Origin of the sequence: Propioniciclava sp. MC1683 (genome assembly GCF_014164675.1) — a bacterium.
GTDB lineage: Bacteria > Actinomycetota > Actinomycetes > Propionibacteriales > Propionibacteriaceae > Propioniciclava.
Map to the genome: position 1 here is coordinate 84,409 of NZ_JACJFX010000008.1, position 19,218 is coordinate 103,626.

At 71.4% G+C, this 19,218-nt stretch carries 18 protein-coding genes; 3 read left to right on the plus strand and 15 right to left on the minus strand.

Annotated features, from left to right (window positions below):
• Nucleotides 1-25: 25 nt before the first annotated feature.
• The 7 genes from H5397_RS07240 to H5397_RS18785 all read right to left on the minus strand — a co-directional run bounded on the left by H5397_RS07240 (nt 26) and on the right by H5397_RS18785 (nt 7,906).
• Nucleotides 26-775, minus strand: a complete 750-nt coding sequence (locus H5397_RS07240; protein ID WP_182816079.1) for a succinate dehydrogenase/fumarate reductase iron-sulfur subunit — start codon at nt 773-775, stop codon at nt 26-28.
• Nucleotides 772-2,706: a fumarate reductase/succinate dehydrogenase flavoprotein subunit gene (locus tag H5397_RS07245; RefSeq protein WP_182816081.1), complete on the minus strand. Its 1,935-nt coding sequence runs from the start codon at nt 2,704-2,706 to the stop codon at nt 772-774. Before H5397_RS07245 ends, H5397_RS07240 begins: the two co-directional genes overlap by 4 nt.
• Entirely contained in the window at nt 2,703-3,353 is a 651-nt protein-coding gene (locus H5397_RS07250; protein ID WP_243760915.1) for a succinate dehydrogenase cytochrome b subunit, read from the minus strand. Before H5397_RS07250 ends, H5397_RS07245 begins: the two co-directional genes overlap by 4 nt.
• Nucleotides 3,354-3,472: 119 nt before the next feature.
• Complete coding sequence (locus H5397_RS07255; RefSeq protein ID WP_182816085.1) at nt 3,473-5,563, minus strand: prolyl oligopeptidase family protein; 2,091 nt, start codon at nt 5,561-5,563, stop codon at nt 3,473-3,475.
• 22 nt (nt 5,564-5,585) lie between these two features.
• Entirely contained in the window at nt 5,586-5,984 is a 399-nt protein-coding gene (locus tag H5397_RS07260) for a pyridoxamine 5'-phosphate oxidase family protein (protein WP_309224309.1), read from the minus strand.
• 64 nt (nt 5,985-6,048) lie between these two features.
• A complete protein-coding gene (locus H5397_RS07265) occupies nt 6,049-6,960 on the minus strand; it encodes a YbjN domain-containing protein (RefSeq protein WP_182816089.1) in 912 nt (303 codons plus the stop codon).
• Between the two features lie 16 nt (nt 6,961-6,976).
• The gene (locus H5397_RS18785) at nt 6,977-7,906 is read right to left on the minus strand and encodes an AEC family transporter (protein WP_182816091.1); all 930 of its coding nucleotides are present in this window, start codon (nt 7,904-7,906) and stop codon (nt 6,977-6,979) included.
• 39 nt (nt 7,907-7,945) lie between these two features.
• On the opposite strand from H5397_RS18785, the gene H5397_RS07275 reads away from it, so the two are divergent.
• Nucleotides 7,946-9,217: an acyltransferase family protein gene (locus H5397_RS07275; RefSeq protein WP_182816093.1), complete on the plus strand. Its 1,272-nt coding sequence runs from the start codon at nt 7,946-7,948 to the stop codon at nt 9,215-9,217.
• A gap of 20 nt (nt 9,218-9,237) precedes the next feature.
• On the plus strand, nt 9,238-9,756 hold the full coding sequence (locus tag H5397_RS07280) for a DedA family protein (RefSeq protein WP_243760900.1): 519 nt from the start codon (nt 9,238-9,240) through the stop codon (nt 9,754-9,756).
• A 7-nt stretch (nt 9,757-9,763) separates the two neighbouring features.
• Here the strand turns inward: H5397_RS07280 and H5397_RS07285 are convergent, their stop codons facing one another.
• From H5397_RS07285 to H5397_RS07300, 4 genes are all read right to left on the minus strand, one after another.
• A complete protein-coding gene (locus H5397_RS07285) occupies nt 9,764-10,663 on the minus strand; it encodes an amino acid ABC transporter ATP-binding protein (protein ID WP_182816095.1) in 900 nt (299 codons plus the stop codon).
• A 5-nt stretch (nt 10,664-10,668) separates the two neighbouring features.
• Nucleotides 10,669-11,496, minus strand: coding sequence for an amino acid ABC transporter permease (locus tag H5397_RS07290; protein WP_182816097.1), 828 nt, complete (start codon nt 11,494-11,496; stop codon nt 10,669-10,671).
• An 83-nt stretch (nt 11,497-11,579) separates the two neighbouring features.
• Nucleotides 11,580-12,413 (minus strand): ABC transporter substrate-binding protein, encoded by an 834-nt coding sequence (locus tag H5397_RS07295; RefSeq protein ID WP_309224310.1) that lies wholly within the window; start codon nt 12,411-12,413, stop codon nt 11,580-11,582.
• An 87-nt stretch (nt 12,414-12,500) separates the two neighbouring features.
• On the minus strand, nt 12,501-13,751 hold the full coding sequence (locus tag H5397_RS07300) for a Gfo/Idh/MocA family protein (RefSeq protein ID WP_182816099.1): 1,251 nt from the start codon (nt 13,749-13,751) through the stop codon (nt 12,501-12,503).
• 36 nt (nt 13,752-13,787) lie between these two features.
• On the opposite strand from H5397_RS07300, the gene H5397_RS07305 reads away from it, so the two are divergent.
• Nucleotides 13,788-14,633: an inositol monophosphatase family protein gene (locus H5397_RS07305; protein ID WP_182816101.1), complete on the plus strand. Its 846-nt coding sequence runs from the start codon at nt 13,788-13,790 to the stop codon at nt 14,631-14,633.
• On the opposite strand, the gene H5397_RS07310 is transcribed toward H5397_RS07305, so the two are convergent.
• From H5397_RS07310 to nrdR, 4 genes are all read right to left on the minus strand, one after another.
• Complete coding sequence (locus H5397_RS07310) at nt 14,623-15,195, minus strand: DUF1648 domain-containing protein (protein ID WP_182816103.1); 573 nt, start codon at nt 15,193-15,195, stop codon at nt 14,623-14,625. The genes H5397_RS07305 and H5397_RS07310 overlap by 11 nt on opposite strands.
• A gap of 159 nt (nt 15,196-15,354) precedes the next feature.
• Nucleotides 15,355-15,576, minus strand: coding sequence for a hypothetical protein (locus H5397_RS07315; protein ID WP_182816105.1), 222 nt, complete (start codon nt 15,574-15,576; stop codon nt 15,355-15,357).
• Between the two features lie 77 nt (nt 15,577-15,653).
• Nucleotides 15,654-18,509, minus strand: coding sequence for a vitamin B12-dependent ribonucleotide reductase (locus tag H5397_RS07320; RefSeq protein ID WP_182816107.1), 2,856 nt, complete (start codon nt 18,507-18,509; stop codon nt 15,654-15,656).
• Between the two features lie 53 nt (nt 18,510-18,562).
• Entirely contained in the window at nt 18,563-19,069 is a 507-nt protein-coding gene (gene nrdR, locus H5397_RS07325) for a transcriptional regulator NrdR (RefSeq protein ID WP_182816233.1), read from the minus strand.
• Between the last annotated feature and the right edge of the window lie 149 nt (nt 19,070-19,218).

Here is a 19,218-nt window from a genome sequence, read left to right on the forward strand (position 1 = left end):
CGGGGCCGCGATCCGTTGCACCGACTCAGTCGGCGCGCCCGCGGAACACGCTGCGCAGGCGCTCGCGGTGGACGGCGGCCACCGCGGTCAGCGGGATCCCGGCCGGGCAGACCTCGACGCACTCCCCGTAGGTCGAGCAGGGACCGAACTCGGCGTCCAGCTGGTCGACGATCGCCACGGCACGGCGGCCGCGCTCGAGGCGCCCGTGCGGCAGCAGCGCGAGGTGCGCCAGCTTGGCCCCGGCGAACAGGTGCGCCGCCCCGTTGGGGCACGCGGCCACGCAGGCGCCGCACCCGATGCAGGCGGCGAAGTCGAGGGCGAGCTCGGCGTCGTCGTGGGTGACCAGCACCGCGTCGGCGTCGGGGGCCGTCCCGGTGGCGACGTCGACGTGTCCGCCGGCCTGGATGAGCCGGTCCAGGGCGGAGCGGTCGACCACGAGGTCGCGGACCACGGGGTAGGCGGCCGAGCGCAGCGGCTCGATCCGCAGCCGGGTGATGCCGCCGAAGGAGCGCAGGTGCTGGCGGCACGACGGCGTCCTGGGCACCGGGCCGTGGGGCACGTCGTTCACGGTGACGCCGCACGCGCCGCAGGCGCCCTCGCGGCAGTCGGACTCGAACTGGATGGGTTCCTGCCCCGCCTCGGCGAGGGTGTCGTTGAGCCGGTCGAGCAGCTCGAGCAGGCTCATCTCGGGGGTGGCGTCCTCGACGACGTGCGTCTCGAACCGACCCCGCTCGCGGGGGCCGTCCTGGCGCCAGACCTCGACCTCGATCCTCATCGGTAGTCCCTCACCTGCAGCGGCACGAGGTCGAAGGCGAGTGGCTCGGTGTGCCGCACGTGCGCCCCCGACGCGGTGGTCTCCCACGCCGACACGTTCGCCCAGCGCGCGTCGTCGCGGCGGGCCTCGCCCAGGTCGGTGGCGTACTCCTCGCGGAAGTGCGCCCCGCACGACTCGGTCCGGTCGAGCGCGTCCAGCACCATCAGCTCGGCCAGCTCCAGGAAATCGGCCACCCGGCCCGCGCGCTCGAGCTCCTGGTTGAGCCGGTCCCCCGGCCCGCCGACCCGGACGTCGGCCCAGAACTCGGCGCCCAGCTCGCGCACCTCGTCCAGCGCACGGCGGAGGCCTGCCTCGGTTCGGGAGACGCCGCACCCGGCGTAGAGGATCTCCCCCAGCCGCCGGTGGAACCACGTGGGCCGCCGCGTCCCGGCGTTCTCGAGCAGGTGCGCGGTGCGCTGCCGGACGGCGTCGACGGCGGCCACGGCCTCCGGGGCGTCGGGGGCGAGGGTCGGCGTCCCGTTGAGCGGGGCCAGCCAGTTCGGGACCGAGAACGGCAGCGTGAACCAGCCGTCGACGCACGCGCTGAGCAGGGAGTTCGCGCCCAGGCGGTTGGCGCCGTGGTAGTTCGAGCCGGCTTCCCCACCGACGAACAGGCCGGGCACGGTGGTCATCTGGTCGTAGTCCGACCACAGGCCGCCCATCGTGAAGTGGGCGCCGGGTGCGATGCGCATGGGCTCGACGTACGGGTCCTCGCCGGTGACGTCGGTGTACATCGCGAACAGGTTGCCGTAGCGCTCGGCGATCACCGCGCGCCCCAGCCGCGCGATGGCGTCGCGGAAGTCGAGGTAGACCGAGTTGCGCAGCGGCCCCACGCCGCGGCCGGCCACGATCTCGTCGCGCGCCGCCCGGGAGGCGATGTCGCGCGGGGTCAGGTTGCCGTAGGCCGGGTAGCGGCGCTCGAGGTAGTAGTCGCGCTCGGCCTCGGGGATCTCGCCCGGCGGCCGCTCGTCGCCCGCGGCGACCGGCACCCAGATCCGGCCGTCGTTGCGCAGCGACTCGCTCATCAGCGTGGTCTTGGACTGCCAAGGCGAACTCACCGGCAGCGCGGTGGGGTGGAACTGCACGAAGCTCGCGCTCGCGAACAGCGCGCCCCGCCGGTGCGCCCGCCAGGTCGCGGTGGCGTTGGAGTTCACCGCGAGGGTCGAGTGGAAGTAGACCGAGCCGTACCCGCCGGTCGCCAGCACCACGGCGTGGCCGGTGTGGACGCCGATGGCCCCGGTGACCAGGTCCCGGGTCACGATGCCTTGGGCGCGCCCGTCGGCGACGACGAGGTCGAGCATCTCGGTGCGCGTGTGCAGCCGGACGGTCCCGCGGGAGACCTGCCGCAGCAGGGCCTGGGACGCCGCGACCTGCAGTTGCTGGCCGGTCTGGCCGCGCGTGTAGTACGTGCGCGAGACCTGGACGCCGCCGAAGCTGCGGGTGGCGAGCTGGCCGCCGTACTCGCGCGCGAACGGCGCGCCGATGGCCTGCAGGTGGTCGATGACGCGGACCGACTCGGTGGCCAGCCGCACGACGTCGGCCTCGCGGCCGCGGAAGTCGCCACCCTTGACGGCGTCGGCGACGAACCGGCGCACGGAGTCGCCGTCGACCTTGCGCGCCCTCGGGGCGTTGATGCCGCCCTGCGCGGCGACGCTGTGCGCCCGCCGGGGCGCGTCGTGGAAGGTGAAGCACTCGACCCGGTAGCCCAGCTCTCCCAGCGCGGCGGCCGCGCCGGCCCCGGCGAGGCCGGTGCCCACGACGATGACGGTCAGGTTGCGGCGGTTGGCGGGGCTGACGAGCCGGTACTCGGCGCGGCGGCGTTCCCAGGCGGTGAGCGGGTCGCCGGCGGGGACGTGTGCGTCCAGCGGGGCGTCGGCGATCGTCCAGGTCATGCGATGGCCCCCAGCTGCACCAGCACGGGGATCAGCGCGTTGCCCAGCACGATTGCCCACGCGATCAGCGCCCCGAGGGTGGCCCAGACCGCGCGCAGCCGGCGGCCGGTGGCGCCGACGTCCTGCAGCACGGTGCGCCAGCCATGCCAGATGTGCAGGGCGATCACGAGCATGGACACGACGTAGAAGGCGGCCATCCACGGCCGGGAGAAGCTCTCGACGAGGTTGTGGTAGGCGTGGATCGTGCCGTCGGCCTCCGCGTGCCGGTGGGAACCGGGGGCGAGGACCTGACCGATCGTGAGGTCGAGCAGGTGCACCACCACGAACGCCAGGATGAACAGCCCGCCGAGCAGCATCGTGCGGGCCACCCACGCCGTCGCCGTGGTCGAGCGACGCCGGCGGAACCGGCCTCGCGCCTGCCGGCCCCGGCGCCACAGCACGAGGGACGCGCCCACGTGCGCGACCAGGCTGGCCAGCAGGACGACCCGCAGCGCCCAGAGCACGCCCCGGTGCGGGATCAGCGGGTAGCCGACCTCACGCAGCCAGCGCGCGTAGCCGTCGAGCGACTCGGCGCCGCCGTACACCTTGAGGTTGCCGACCATGTGCACGAAGACGAAGGCGACGAACACCACGCCCGTGACGGCCATGATGACCTTGAGGGCGAAGGTGGACGGCCGGCGCGCCTGCGCCAGCCGCACCTCCTCGGCCCGGACCACGGTCATGCCTCGACCTTAACAACTCGATAACGCCGTGTCCGGCGTTGCGGTCAGGCCCCGGGCGCGTCGAGCCCCGTGTGGTGCGCGACGAACGCGAGCAGGTCGGCCCACTCGCTGGCCACCATCTGCAGTGACTTCCCCGCCCCGTGCCCGGCCGAGCCCTCGACGCGCAGCAGCACCGGGGCGTCCGAGCCCTGCGCGTGCTGCAGCGCCGCGGCGAACTTGAAGCTGTGCAGCGGGACGACCCGGTCGTCGTGGTCGGCGGTCAGCACGAGGGTCGGCGGGTATGCCGTGCCCTCGCGGACGTTGTGCAGCGGCGAGTAGGCGTGCGCCGCAGCGAAGCCCTCGGGGGTGTCGGGGTCGCCGTAGTCGCTCATCCAGGCTGCGCCGATCGTGAACTTGTGGAACCGCAGCAGGTCGAGCACGCCCACGCCCGGCACCACCGCGCCGAAGAGGTCGGGTCGCTGGGTCATCGCGGCGCCCACGAGCAGTCCGCCGTTGGAGCGGCCGTACAGCGCGAGCTGCCCGGGCGTCGTGGCGCCGATCGCGACCAGGTGCTCGGCGACGCCGATGACGTCGTCGAAGACGTTCTGCTTGTGGGCCAGGCGCCCGGCGTCGTACCAGGCGGTGCCGAACTCGCCGCCGCCGCGCAGGTTGGCGATCGCGATCGCCCCGCCCGCCGCCAGCCACGCGGACCAGCCGGGCCGGTAGTCGGCGAAGATCGGGATCTTGAACCCGCCGTAGCCCCACAGCAGGGTCGGGCGCGGGCCGGTGCGGCCGTCGTCGGGGGTGACCAGGAAGTAGGGCACCTCGGTGCCGTCGGCGCTCGTGGCGCGCTCGCGCGTCGTGGTGTGGGCGGGCGCGAAGCTCGCCACCCCGGACGCCGCGAGCTCGACCCGCTCGACCACCGGCCCCGCCTCGCCGGTCGGCAGCGTGACGTGGAACGCCGCGGTCGGCGCGTCGAGCGTGCTGATGCCGACGAAGGCCTCGTCGCGCAGGGGTGAGGAGTCCAGCGCCACGAGCGCGCCGGCGGGCAGGTCGACGGGCTGGGGGTTGGTGCCGTCGAGCTCGCAGTACTCCACGACCGGCTGGGCGTCGTCGAGGTGGGCCAGCAGGAGCCCGGGGCCCGCGGCCTCGACCGCGGCGAGGGTGGCGCGGCGCTCGGGCACGACCTCGGCGAACTCCACGTCGCCGCGGGCCGCCCAGTCGAGGTCCACGCGCACCACGCGGCCCAGCGGGGCGTCCAGGTCGGTCTGGAGGTACAGCTGGGAACCGTCGACGCGGACGAAGCCGTACTCGGCGTCGGCGACGTCGACCACCTTGACCGGCTCGCCCAGGGTGGAGCGGCCGTCGGCCGTGGTGATCGGGTAGGCCCACACCCGGTTGGTGTTCTCGGTGCCCCGCACGATGCTCACGACGAGCCACGCGTCGTCGTGGCTGACCTGCCCGTACCCCATGGTGTGCGGCTCGTCGGGGAAGCTGAGCAGGTGCTCGTCGTCGCCGTCGAGGCGGTGCACCATCAGGCGCGCGACGCCGAGGCCCTCGGTGGCGGTCCCCCGGGCGTCCGCGGCCTGGTCGTAGGTCGTGTACAGGAAGCTGCGGTGGTCGGGCAGCCAGCCCGGCGAGGAGAACTTGGCGGTGACCTCGTCGTCGAGGTCCTCCCCCGTCGCGAGGTCGCGCACGCGGATCCTCTGCCAGTCCGACCCGCCGTCGCTGCGCGCGTACGCCATCAGCGAGCCGTCGCGGGCCACGGAGAACGTCGACAGCGACGACGTGCCGTCCTCGCTCCAGGAGTTAGGGTCGAGCGCGACCTCGCCGCCAGCCACGAGGTCGTCGAGGGTCTCGGCGGTGTACCAGACGTCCTGGGGCGTGGTGCCGTCGTTGCGGCTCACGAACCACCGCCCGCCCCGCTTCACCGGGACTCCGGCGCGCGGCCTCGCCACGATCCGGCCCATGAGTTCGGCGAACCAGGCGCGGGCCGGCAGCTGCCCGAGGGCGGCCTCGGCGAAGTCGCGCTGGGCGGCGACCCAAGCGGTCACCTCGGGGTCGTCGGCATCCTCGAGCCAGCGGTAGGGGTCGGCGACGTCGGTGCCGTGGAGGTTCTCGACGAGGTCGTCTCGTCGGGTGTGCGGGTAGGACATGCCCGCGAGTCTAGGAGGTCGGTCAGACACCCTCGTCGGCCGACACCGAGCGACCCGACCAGCTGGTCGGCTCGATGGCGACGGCGACCTCGCGGCGGCCGGGGGCCCACGGCGAGATGACGGGGACCTCGCCCGACCAGGGCCCAGTCCTCCCCTGGACCAGGACCGACCAGCCGGTGGCGGTCTGCCCGTCGAGGTCGTCGACCTGGAAGGCCACCGCGCGCGGCGTGGCGAGCTCCTCCAGGATGGTGCCCTGCGCGACGCGGAAGACGATCCGGTCGTCGACGAGGCCGTAGTTCACCGGCAGCACCTGCAGGCGGCCGTCCTCGGACACCCAGGACACACGCCCCACAACCGCATCACCCATGAGACGACGACACTCATCGGGGTCGATCGTCACGAAGTAGCCAAGCGAATCCACAGGGGGGAGCTTACAGTCCGCACCGAAGTCCCGTGACGCACCCTCCGCGCCCCCGTCGTGTCGGTCAGTCGGCCTCGGGGCCGGGGAAGGTCGTGCGCCCCCGCAGCTTCTCGGCCAGCGCCTCGTCCATGCTGTCGCTGATCAGGGACACGATACGCAGTGCCCGTTCCAGGTGCGCCGGGATGAGCGGGTCGGCGGGCACCGACATGCTCACGTACACCCGGTCGCGGATGAGCAGGAACCGCACCCAGCGCGCCTCGGTGTTGAGGTCGCTGAGCACCTCCATGGCGCGCGAGCGGCCCTCGACGTCGTGCACCAGCGGGGCGAACAGCAGCACCTCCTGGGCGTCCAGCGCCGGCCGGACGAAGACCATCGTCGACCCGACCCGCAGGGCGAGGTCGCCGCTGTCGTCGCGCAGGGGCGCGTGCCCCAGGTACAGGGTGAGCTCGCCGGCGAGCGCGGCGTCGAGCTCGGGCGCGGTGCGCGCGAGGATCGGCTCGATCCGCGCCGGCTCGTAGCGGGCCAGCTGCGCGCCCTCGAGCGGCGTCGGGGTAAGAATGTCGGCCAGCTGGTCGGGGGCCAGCAGCGCGGGGTGCTGCACGCCGTGCACCTCCCGCAGCGCGTCGGACGCCGCCACGGCCAGGTCGTCGGGGGCCTCCTGGGTGCCCCGCCGGGCATACGTGCCCGGCTTCGCGGCCACCGGCTCCCACCCGGACGCCTCGAGCTCGGCCCCGGAGCCCTCCGGCAGCCCGTCCGTGGTGGCCTCGGCCACCAGCTCGCCGCCCTCGCGGCAGGTGAACAGCACGTGGGGCGTGGTCTCGCCCTCGAGCGCGAGCGAGCCGATCGCCAGGGTGGCCCCGGCGTCCATCACGGACAGCACCTCGGCGAGCCGCTCGGCGAACTGCCGCCACGACGCGAGCGCGGAGCGGTCGAAGTCGAAGTCGGAGACGTCGGAGGTCAGGTTGAGGTCGTCCACGCCCTCCAACCTAGCCTCACCCGAGGAGGGCGGCGATGACCAGCAGCGAGGCGACCGAGAGGATCGTCGACCAGAACACGGCGTCGCGGGCGAGCAGCTCGCCCTGCCCGTACTTCGTGGCGGTGACGTACACGTTCTGGGCCGCGGGCAGGGCGCCCAGCACTACGACGGCGTACAGGTCGGTGCCGCTGAGCCCCATCAGTGTGCCCACGGCCCAGGCGGCGAACGGGTGGACGACGACCTTGATGGCCGTGGCGATCCACATCGGGGCGCGGTGCGGCCCCTTGCCGGGCAGCGGGTCCAGGCGCAGGGACACGCCGAAGGCCATCAGCATCAGGGGCAGGGCGATGCCGCCGACCATGTCGATGGGCCGCATGACCACCTCGGGCACCTGCACGCCGGCCAGGTTGACGGCCAGCCCGGCGAGGATGCCGATCGTGATCGGGTTGCGGAAGGGCAGGGACAGGTAGCTGACCCACCGGGTGGACCCCGGTTCGGAGCGCTTCGCGGCGACGTCGAGCAGCGCCAGGCACATCGGCATGATGAACGCGAGCTGCATCAGCAGGATGGGCGCGATCCACGTGGCGTCGTGCAGGAGGGCAACCGCGACCGGCAGGCCGAAGTTGGCGGCGTTGGTGTACATCGAGGACATGAACCCGATCACGCCGTCGCCGAGCGAGGGCCTGAACAGCGGGATCGCGAGAGCCAGGTAGAGCGAGCCGGCGATGACCACGGCGAGGATCGACACCAGCACCGTGTGCGAGAACACGTGCTGCAGGTCGGCGGTGGACATCAGCGAGAACAGCAGCGCCGGCGACCCGACCGTGAAGGCCAGCACCGACATCAGGCGGCGTCCGCCCTGGTTGACCAGGCCGAGGTGCGCGATCAGCCAGCCGACTCCGATGACCACCCAGATCGTCGAAATCCCACCGATCGCCCCTTGCACGCGGCCACCCTACTGCGCTCCCACTAGCATGACCCGGTGATGTCAGGGGGAGCTCGCAACCACGTGATCGACGTGGCCCGTGCGCTCTCGGTGCTGGTCGTGGTGGTGTTCCACACGCTGCTGTACCGCATCCGCCTCACCGACGCCGGGCTGACGCTCGAGCCGTGGGCGGCGCCCACCTGGCTCTACCCGCTCACGTGGGTGCTCATGATCATGCCGCTGTTCTTCGTGGCGGGCGGCTTCGCGCACACCCTGACCGTCGACCGCATGCACCGCGAGGGGACCTCCGCCGGCCACTACCTCGCCAGCCGGGGGCGACGCCTGATCGGGCCGCTGGTGGTGTTCGTCACCTTCTGCGCGATCGGGTTCTCGCTGGCCGCGTGGGCGGGGTTCCTCGACGCGGCGTCCGAGCTCAGCCGCCTGCTCATGCAGCTGCTGTGGTTCATCACCACCTACTTGGGCATCGTGGTCGTCGCCCCGGGGGCGGTGCGGCTGCACGACCGGTTCGGGGTCGCGCCGATGCTGGTGCTGGCCGTGCTGGCCGCGGCCGTGGACGCCTGGTCATTCGCGGTCGACAACGACGAGCTGCGCTACCTCAACCTGATGTTCGTGTGGCCGCTGGTGCACCAGTTCGGCATCGCCTACCAGCGGGGCTGGTGGCGGCGTGGTCCCGTGTGGGTGGCCTGGGCGTCCATCGCGGCCGGCGCGGCGGGCGTGGCGCTGCTGGTGTTCGGCTTCGGCTACCCGCCCACCTCGGTCGGGTTCGCCGACCTGCCGATCGCGAACATCCAGCCCCCCACGCTGGCGATGGCGTCCCTGGCGCTGGCCCAGTGCGGCGTCCTCGGCCTGGTCGAGCGGTCGGGGGTGCTGGCGTCCCTGCCGCCCGCCCTCGAGAAGGGGCTGGGGCTGCTCAACGCGGTCATGGTGAGCGTGTACCTGTGGCACATCCCGATCATCGGGCTCACCGGCGGGGCGCTGGCCCTGCTCGCGCTGGCGGCCCCGGTGGCGGCACCCGCGCTGCTCTCCCCCGCCACGCTGGCCGTCGCATCGACCCTCGTCGTCGCCGCCGCGGTCCCCCTCCTCGGACGCCTCGAGCTGCGGATGATCCCCCCGCTGGGCCCCCGGCAGGACACCACGCTGGCCGTGCTGGCGTTCGGAATGCTGGCCCTCGGCACGCTGCTGGTCTGGTTGACGGGTACCGTGGTGCATCCCGGACGCCCCGGCTCGACCCTGGGCGTGCTGGCCATCTGGGTGGGCGCGTGGACGATGGGCCGCGCCGCCGACCGCAGCCAGGCGATGACCCGGGACTGACGAGAGAACGAGGAACGCCGGTGAACTTCAACCCACTGACGTGGGACGCCCCCTACCTGGTGGTCGTGGCCGGCCTGTTCGTCATCGTGTTCCTGCGCGCCAACGGCACCTACTGGCTGGGCCGGGCCATCTCGGCCGGCGCCTCGAGGACGCGCGCCCGGAGGATCATGGACTCCCCCGGCTACCAGCGCGCCGTCGAGCACCTGAACCAGTGGGGCCCGCCCGTGGTCTCGGTGTCGTTCCTCACCATCGGCTTCCAGACGCTGGTCAACATGGCCGCGGGGGCGTCCCGGATGCCCCTGGTCCGCTACCTGCCGGCCATGATCGTCGGCTGCGTGATGTGGGCGTTCCTGTACGGCACGGTCGGCTATGCCGGCTTCGAGTCGCTGGCGCTGCTGTGGGCGCGCAACCCCGCGGCCGCCATCGTCGTCGGGGTGACCGCGGTGTCGGCGCTGGTCGTGTTCATCGTCTGGCGCGTGCGCCAGGCCAAGCGGCGTCGGCCCGACGGGCTCGAGGCCTCCGCCGTCGAGCCCGCCTGATCGGTCCCTACAGGCGCGAGCGCCCCGGGTTGTCGGTGCGCAGCGCGGGGTCGTTCAGTGCCCCGGCCGCCTCGACCCCCAGCTCGTGGGCGTGCCGGGCCGCGTGCGCGGCGTCCTCGTCGCCGGTGTGCACGTGGGTCGGGTTGAGCACCCGGTCCAGGAAGGTGCGCGTGCGCTCGTGCTGCGGGTTGCCGATGACCTGGTCGGGGTGGCCCTCCTCGACGATGACGCCGCCGTCCATGAAGATGACGCGGTCGGCGACCTCGCGCGCGAACGCCATCTCGTGGGTGACGACCATCATCGTCATGCCAGTCTCGGCCAGGCGCCGCATGACGTCGAGCACGTCGCCGACGAGCTCGGGGTCCAGGGCTGAGGTGGGCTCGTCGAAGAGCACCATCTCGACGTCCATGGTCAGGGCGCGCGCGATCGCGACGCGCTGCTGCTGGCCGCCCGACAGCTGGGCCGGGAAGGCGTCCGCGCGGTGCTTCAGGCCGACCTGGTCGAGGTAGTTGAGCGCCTGCTTCTCGGCCTCGGCCTTGGGGACCTTCTTGACCGCGATCGGGCCGATCGTGCAGTTCTGCAGCACGGTGAGGTGCGGGAACAGGTTGAAGGACTGGAAGACCATGCCCATCTTGGTGCGGATGGCGTCCACGTCGGCGTCGGGGTCGGTGATCTCCTCGTTGATGATGAACACCCGGCCCGAGGTGGGCTCCTCGAGCAGGTTCACGCAGCGCAGCAGGGTCGACTTGCCCGAGCCCGACGGGCCGATCACGCAGACGACCTCGCCGGTGTGGACCGTCAGCGAGATGCCCTTGAGCACCTCGACGTCGCCGAAGCTCTTGTGCAGGTCGTAGACCTGGATCTCGTCGCGGCGGTCGCCGGTGGGGATCTGTGCCGGAACAGTCATGGGGTTCACCGTGCCTTCTTGGCCTTGGCCTCCATGCGCCGCACGAGGAACGTGAGCGGGAGGGTGATGAACAGGTAGCACAGGCCGGCGACGACCAGCGGGGTCAGGTTGCCGTTGCTGTTGGAGATGTCGCGGCCGAACTTCGTCAGCTCGAAGGCGGACGCCGTGAGGCCGAGCACGTAGACCAGCGAGGAGTCCTTGGTGAGCAGGACGAGTTCGTTGGTCAGCGGCGGGGTGATGATGCGGAACGCCTGCGGCAGCACGATGCGGCGCATGGCCATGCCCGACGGCATTCCGAGCGCCCGGGCGGCCTCGACCTGGCCCTTGTGCACCGCGAGGATGCCGGCGCGGATCGTCTCGGCCATGTACGCCGCCGACACCATGCCGAGCGCCGTCCAGACGGTGCCGTACGGGTCGAGCGGGAACCTCAGGCCCGGGAACGCCACCGACAGCAGGCCGAACGCCAGCAGGACGATCAGGGCCGGGACGCCGCGGAAGAACTCGATGTAGATCGAGGCGATCCAGCGGTAGGGGGCGACCTGCGACAGGCGCATCAGGGCGAGCAGGGTGCCCAGGGTCAGGCCGAAGACGAACGCGCCGAACGTGTACAGCACCGTGTTCAGCAGCGCCCGCGGCAGGCCCGAGGTGAGGGTGACCTGGATGAGGTCGGTGCGGAAGAACACCGACTGCACCTGGCGGCCGTCGACGTTCAGCACGACGAGCACGAGGACCGCGGCGAGGATCGCGTACTGGATCCACCGGATGCGTTGGGCCCGCTTGCGCGGGGAGAGCTTCTTGCGCGGCACGGTTCCGGGCTGCGTGGTGGTGCTCATCGTGCTCCTGTCGGGTCGTGGGGAGTCACGCCGCGGCGTCCGGCCACCCCCTCATCGGGGCAGCCGGACGCCGCGGGTGTGGGTCACTTCGTGGGCGCGTCGACCCCGAACCACTTCTTGTAGATGTCGTTGAAGCGACCGTCGGCGCGGGCGGCGTCGAGGACCTCGTCGATCTTGGTGGCGAGGGCCTTGTTGTCGTTGCCGACGTTGAAGCCGTACTGCTCGCCGGTCTCGAACTCCTGGACGACCTTGGTGGTCGGGTTGTCCTTGGCGAAGTCGAACAGCACGCCGTTGTCGTTGATCGTGGCGGCGGTCACGCCACCGAGGACCGAGTTGGTGCCGGTGGGCATGTCGTCGAACACGCGGGTGGTGTAGCCGTACTTCTCGGCGTTCTCGTCGGCCCAGTCCTTGCCGGTGGTGTCGGTCTGGACGGCGATCTGCTTGCCGGCGAGGTCCTCGACCTTGGTGATGCCCGAGTCGGTCTTGACCAGCAGGGCCAGCGTCGAGTCGAAGTAGGGCTTGCTGAAGGTGGCGGCCTTGGCGCGCTCCTCACGGATGGTGATGGCGGCGGCGCCGATGTCGCACTTCTTGGCGGCGAAGACCGAGCCGGAGGTGATCTGGTCGAAGGAGATGTCGACGATCTCCTGCTCGACGCCGAGGTCCTCGGCGACGAGGTCGATCAGGTCGACGTCGTAGCCGACGATGGCGCCGGAGTTGTCCTTGAACTGGAAGGGCTTGAACGCCAGGTGGGTGCAGACCGTCAGCTTGTCGGGGTTGACCAGCGTGATCGCGCTGTCGCCACCGGCGGCGGCGGTGTTCTGGGCGGCGGGGGTGGCGGAGTTGTTCGCACAGGCGGCGAGGCTGACGGCGGCGAGGCCGGCCACGGCGGCGACGGCGAAGGAGCGGAGCTTGGTCACGCGAGTTTGTCCTCTCGATGGTCCACGGACGTATGGGGCATTTTTGCACCGCTTCGCGGCTGTGCCCAGCGATGGCACGCCCCGTGGTCAAGACGTAACCCCATTGACACCAACCACCCGGCAACTGTGCCGCGACTCCTCCGCGGCGAACACCGCGAGGTGGGCCGCCAGGGTCGCCTCGACGTCGGCGCCCACGACCGTGGCGTCGTTGGCCGCGACCGCGGCGGTCCAGTCCGAGAGCAGGCCGCCGTCGCCGCCGCCGTGCCCGTCGCCGGTGCCTCCCTCGGGCCCGTCGACGGGGTACTCGGTCCAGGCCCGCGTCGCGAAGTCGAAGACGCGGACCGTCGCGCCGTCGCCCTCGAGCTGGCCCCTCGTGCCGAAGATGCGGGTCTGCCGGTCCTCCAGCGGCGTGAACGCCGTCACGGTGAGAGTGCCGGTGGTGCCGTCGGCGAACTCGATCGCGACGACCTGGTGGTCCACGGCGTCGTTGTCGCAGGCGTAGACGCAGCGCCCGTAGGGACCGGTGCGCACGGCGTCCGGAACGCCCTCGGGGGTGGACGCCAGCACCTCGCCCGGCCAGCCCCCCGGCCGCCCGACGGGGCGGGTGAGGTAGATGTCGACCGCGGAGTAGGGGCAGGTCTGCTGGTGCGGACACGTGGTGCAGCGGTCGGTGGCGCCCTCGGGGGCGTTCGCCGCGGTGAAGTGGCGCAGGGAGCCGAAGCTCGCCACGCGGGCGACCGTGGTGCCCATGACGTGGGCCATCCAGTCGAGGTCGTGGGTGCACTTGGCCAGCAGGAACGGCGACGACGTCGCCTCGTTGCGCCAGTTGCCCCGCACGAAGCTGTGCGCGAAGTGGAACCAGCCCACCGGCTCGAGGTGCTGCATCGACACGGGCTCGCCGATCGCCCCCTCGGAGATCAGGCGGCGCACGAGCCGGGTGTAGCGGGTGTAGCGCAGCACGTGGCACACGGCGAACAGGCGGTCGGACGCCGTGGCGGCCCGGGCGATCGCGCGACAGTCCTCGGCGGTCAGGGCCATGGGCTTCTCGAGCAGGACGTGGTGGCCGGCCGCCAGGGCGGCGAAGGCGGGAGCGACGTGGTCGCGGTCCTGGGTGGCGATGATCGTGCTGTCGGCGTCGGTGCCCGCTCCCAGCAGCTCCTGCCAGCTCGCGAACACCGCCCCGGCCGGGACGCCGCACTCGGCCGCCAGCCGCTCGCGGGCGACCGGGTCGGGGTCGGCGATCGCCACCACGCGGGCCCGGTCGGGGTGGGCGGCGATCCAGCGGCCGTAGATGGTGCCGCGCTGGCCGGCCCCCAGGATGGCGTAGGTCACGGTCATGGTCGCATTCTGCCCCGTCGGTGGCAGGCTGGAGCCATGGACCTGCTGGGCGCGCCCGACCCTCGGGCGGTGGCCGACCTGCCCCCCGACCTCCTCGACGAGCTCCTCACCGTGGCCACCGAGGTGGCCGTCGCCTGCGGGCGGCTGGTGGTCGACGAACGCCCCGAGCGGGTGTCGGTGGCCGCCACCAAGACCAGCGCCATCGACATCGTCACGGTGATGGACCGCCGCAGCGAGGACCTGGCCCACGCGCTGCTGGGCGCGCGGCGTCCCGAGGACGGCGTGGTCGGCGAGGAGGGGCTCGACCGGCCCGGCACCAGCGGCATCACGTGGCTGGTCGACCCGATCGACGGCACGGTCAACTACCTCTACGACAACGACGAGTACGCGGTGTCGGTGGCGGCGGTCGTCGGAGACGCGCGCACCGAGGGGGCATGGTTCCCGGTCGCGGGGGCCGTCTTCAACCCGGTGACCGGCGACCTGTTCACCGCCCGCCGCGGTGGGGGCGCCCGGCACGGCGACCGAGTGCTCTCCCCCACCCCCGCCGCCGAGTTGGCCCGCTCGCTGGTCGGCACGGGGTTCGCCTACGACCCGGCGGTGCGGGAGCGGCAGGCGACGGCGGTCGCCCGCGTGCTGCCGCGCGTGCGCGACATCCGCCGCCACGGAGCTGCCTCGCTCGACCTGTGTGCGGTCGCCGCCGGGCGGCTCGACGCCTACTACGAGGAGAACCTCAACGCCTGGGACATCGCCGCGGCGTGGGTCGTGGTCGAGGAGTCGTGCCTCGCGGTGCGCGGGCCGGGCGGGGGGCGTCCTCGGCGGAGGCTCACGCTCGCCGGACGACCCGACGTGCTCGACCGGCTCGAGGACTTGGTCAGCGACTGACGCGTGACTCGGCGTCGGCGGGCGGGCGCCAGCGCGAGCCGAGGCTCATCCACGTCGAGTAGGCCAGCACGCCCACGAGGAAGACCCCGGTGACCACCCAGAACACCCACACGGGCTGGGTCTCGCCGTTCGCCGCCCCGCCGACCTGCGCCATGACGAACCCCATGAAGGCCAGGGTCGCCGCCCCCATCCAGCCGAGGTCGTCGCGGAGCCGGCGCTGCGCGGCCGGCCAGTTCTCGGGGCGGGTCCAGTACTCCTTGTGGGGCAGGTTGACCATCGACAGGGGCATCCGCTTCGTGAGCATCGTCGGCAGGAGGAACACCGCCACCATCAGGACCCCGACGCCGGCCGCCAGCAGCACGTGCTCGGTCCGGGAGGCCCACCGGGTGATGTTGCCCGCGGCGTCCATGTGCCCGGGCACGGTCTCGGGCAGGGTGAAGGCCTGCCAGACCACGAAGATCGCGTAGCCGACTGTCGCCGCCAGCAGGGCGATGCGGCCGCCGCTGAGGCCGGACGGGGCTGCACCGGGGTGCGCGCTCGAGGGTCCCCCGGGATGGCTCATGACCTCCATGGTGCTGCCTGACTGCATTTCCGGGTGGAGAAACCCCAAGGATCCTTGGGGTTTCTCCACCCGGAAATGTGTCGGGAGGTGCCACACGCGAGCCGGCGGCGTCCGCGTGTCGTTGAATCTCGCGACCTCCCCGGCCGCTGGGCCGACACCTCAGGGACCGGGCACCGTCCGGGGGCTGAACACGCAGGACAACCCGTACAGGGTCCCGGCCGCCATCACGTAGGGCGCCAGGTACACGAGGTTCGCCGAGGCTGGGGCGGACCACTCGGGGTGTTGCAGGTGCTCGATGAACAACCACGCCACGTGCACGACCCCCACGCCGAGCACGACCACCGACAGCGCCCGGAGCACGCGGGGCAGATGACGCCTCATGCCACCCAGTGAACCACGAGGGGCGGGACCATCAGGTCCCGCCCCTCGGTGCTGGTCAGGCCAGCGGTGTCACACGATCAGCTGCAGCCGCTGGTCGAGCCGCAGCCCTCGCAGACGTAGCAGCTGCCGGACGGGCGCATCTTGGTGCCGCAGGTGAAGCACAGCGGGGCGTCCACGGACACACCGGAGATCTTCTCCATCAACTCGGCCGTCGTGTGGGCGGTCGAGAGGTCGGGCTGCGCGGTGATGAGGGTCGGCTGGTTGGGGCCGGCCTCGTCGAAGCGCATGTCGTCGACGGCGTCGTTCTTCAGCGACTCCGACTCGATCATCTGGGCCTCGTCCTCCTCGGAGAGGTACGAGCCGGTCTCCACGTAGCGGGCACGCTCGGCCGCCGTGTAGATGCCGAGCTCGGCGCGCTCGTCGAAGGTCAGGTAGTCCAGCGCCAGGCGCTTGAACACGTAGTCGATGATCGACTGGGCCATCCGCAGGTCGGGGTCGTCGGTCATGCCGGCGGGCTCGAACTTGAGGTTGGTGAACTTCTGGACGTAGGTCTCCAGCGGCACGCCGTACTGCAGGGCGATGGAGATCGCGATCGAGAAGGCGTCCATCACGCCGGCCAGGGTCGAGCCCTGCTTGCCGAGCTTGAGGAACAGCTCGCCGAGGCGTCCGTCGTCGTACTGGCTCGAGGTGAGGTATCCCTCGGCGCCACCCACGGTGAAGGACGTGGTCAGCGACGTGCGGGTCTTCGGCAGGCGCTGGCGGCGCGGGCGGTACTCGACGCGCACCTCGGGCTTCGGGGCCTCCTCGGCCTTCGGCTCCTCCTTCTTCTTGCCGTCGGACAGCGGCTGGCCGACCTTGCAGTTGTCGCGGTAGACCGCGAGCGCCTTGAGGCCGAGCTTCCAGCCCTGCAGGTAGACGTCGGCGATCTCCTCGACCGTGGCCGACTCGGGCAGGTTCACCGTCTTGGAGATGGCGCCCGACAGGAACGGCTGCACGGCGGCCATCATGCGGACGTGGCCCATCGGTTTGATGGAGCGCTCGCCCATGGCGGTGTCGAAGACCTCGTAGTGCTCGGTCTTGAGGCCGGGCGCACCCACGACGTGGCCGTGCTCGGCGATGTAGGCGACGATCGCCTCGGCGACCTCGGCGGTGTAGCCCATGCGCTTGAGCGCCCGCGGGATCGTCTGGTTGACGATCTGCATCGAGCCGCCGCCGACGAGCTTCTTGAACTTCACCAGGGAGAAGTCGGGCTCGATGCCGGTGGTGTCGCAGTCCATCATGAAGCCGATGGTTCCGGTCGGGGCGAGCAGCGACGCCTGGGCGTTGCGGAAGCCGTTCTTGGCGCCCAGCTCAACGACCTTGGCCCACTCCTCGGTGGCCGCGGCCAGCACGGGGGCGTCGGCCTTCTCGGTGAGGACGAGGTCGTCGTTGGCGGCCTGGTGCTTGCGCATGACCTTCTGGTGCGCCGACGCGTTGCGGGCGTAGCCGGCGTACGGGCCGACGACCGCGGCGAGCTCGGCGGAGCGGCGGTAGGCCGCACCGGTCATCAGCGAGGTGATGGCGGCGGCGAGCGTGCGGCCACCCTCGGAGTCGTAGCCGCGACCCATCGCCATCAGCAGCGCGCCGAGGTTGGCGTAGCCGATGCCGAGCTGGCGGTAGTCCTTGGTGGTCTGGGTGATCGACTCGGTCGGGAAGTCGGCGAAGGTGATCGAGATGTCCATCGCGGTGATGATCAGCTCGGACGCCTTGACGAACTTCTCCACGTCGAAGCTGTCGTCGTCGTTGAGGAACTTCAGGAGGTTCAGCGACGCCAGGTTGCACGAGCTGTTGTCGAGGCTCATGTACTCCGAGCAGGGGTTGGACGCCGTGATGCGGCCGGTCTCGGGGTTGGTGTGCCACGCGTTGATCATGTCGTCGTACTGGATGCCCGGGTCGGCGCACTCCCATGCGGCCTTGGCCATCTTGTTGAACAGGTCGCGCGCGTCGACCTTCTCGATCACCTCGCCGCTCATGCGGGCGCGGAGTCCGAAGTCGGTGCCGTCCTCGACGGCCTTCATGAACTCGTCGTTGACGCGGACCGAGTTGTTGGCGTTCTGATACTGCACGGACACGATGTCCTTGCCACCCAGGTCCATGTCGAAGCCGGCGTCGCGGAGGGCGCGGATCTTGTCCTCCTCGCGCGCCTTGGTCTCGATGAACTCCTCGATATCGGGGTGGTCGACGTCGAGAACGACCATCTTGGCCGCGCGGCGGGTGGCGCCACCGGACTTGATGGTGCCCGCCGAGGCGTCCGCACCGCGCATGAAGGAGACCGGGCCGGACGCGGTGCCGCCGGAGGACAGCAGCTCCTTGCTCGACCGGATGCGGGAGAGGTTGAGGCCGGCGCCGGAGCCGCCCTTGAAGATGAAGCCCTCCTCCTTGTACCAGTTGAGGATCGAATCCATCGAGTCGTCGACGCTGAGGATGAAGCAGGCGCTCACCTGCTGCGGGCTCTTGGTGCCGACGTTGAACCACACCGGGGAGTTGAAGCTGAACACCTGGTGGAGGAGCATCCAGGTCAGCTCGTGCTCGAAGACCTCGGCGTCGGCCTCGGTGGCGAAGTAGCCGTTCTCGCGGCCGGCGGAGACGTACTTGCCGACCACGCGGTCGATCAGCTGGCGCAGGCTCTTCTCGCGCACCTCGGTGCCCAGCGCGCCACGGAAGTACTTGGTCGTGACGATCGTCGACGCGTTGAGGCTCCAGAAGTCGGGGAACTCGACGCCGCGCTGCTCGAACACGTTCTCGCCGGTCTTCCAGTTGGTCTGGACGACGTCGCGCAGCTCCCACGTCACCTCGTCGTACGGGTGCACACCCTCGGTGGTGTAGACGCGGTCGATCGTCAGGCCCTTGGTCTTCGCGGATGGCCGGCGGGGTGCCTGCTTGGTCTCGGTCACTACTTCTCCTCCTGGGTGTGGTTCGACGCGTACCGCGCGTCCGGCGGGTGTGTTCAGAACAGCTGTTCGGCGGTGGGTTCGGGCACGGACGCCGCCGGCTCGCTCCCTGCCTGCTCGGCGGCGGCCCTCAGCCGGGCGATCTCGGCCTCGAAGTCCTCCACCGACTCGTAGTGCTTATAGACGGACGCGAAGCGCAGGTACGCGATCGGGTCCAGGTCCCGCAGCGGCCCGAGGATCGCGACGCCGACCTCGTCGGCGGGGATCTCGGCCTGGCCGCTGGCCCGGAGCCTCTCCTCGACCCGCTGGCCGAGCTTGGCGAGGTCGGCCTCGGTGACCGGGCGGCCCTTGCAGGCCTTGCGGACGCCGGTGACGACCTTCTCGCGGGAGAAGGGCTCGACGACGCCGGAGCGCTTCACGACCACGAGCTGCATCTGCTCGAGGGTGGTGAACCGCTTGGTGCAGGAGCGGCACTCGCGGCGCCGGCGGATGGAGCTGCCGTCCTCGGCGACGCGGGAGTCGAGGACGCGTGAGTCGTTGAACCGGCAGTACGGGCAGTGCACCGGGACCCACCTCCTCAACATGGCCGCGACGAACCCCCTCTGTGGAGGAACGTGTGGATGAACCGTGTACAGCGTGTGTGCGACTGACCACAATCTGTGGATGAAACACAACGGTGTAACTACTACATGTAGAGGTTAGGAGCAGTCCT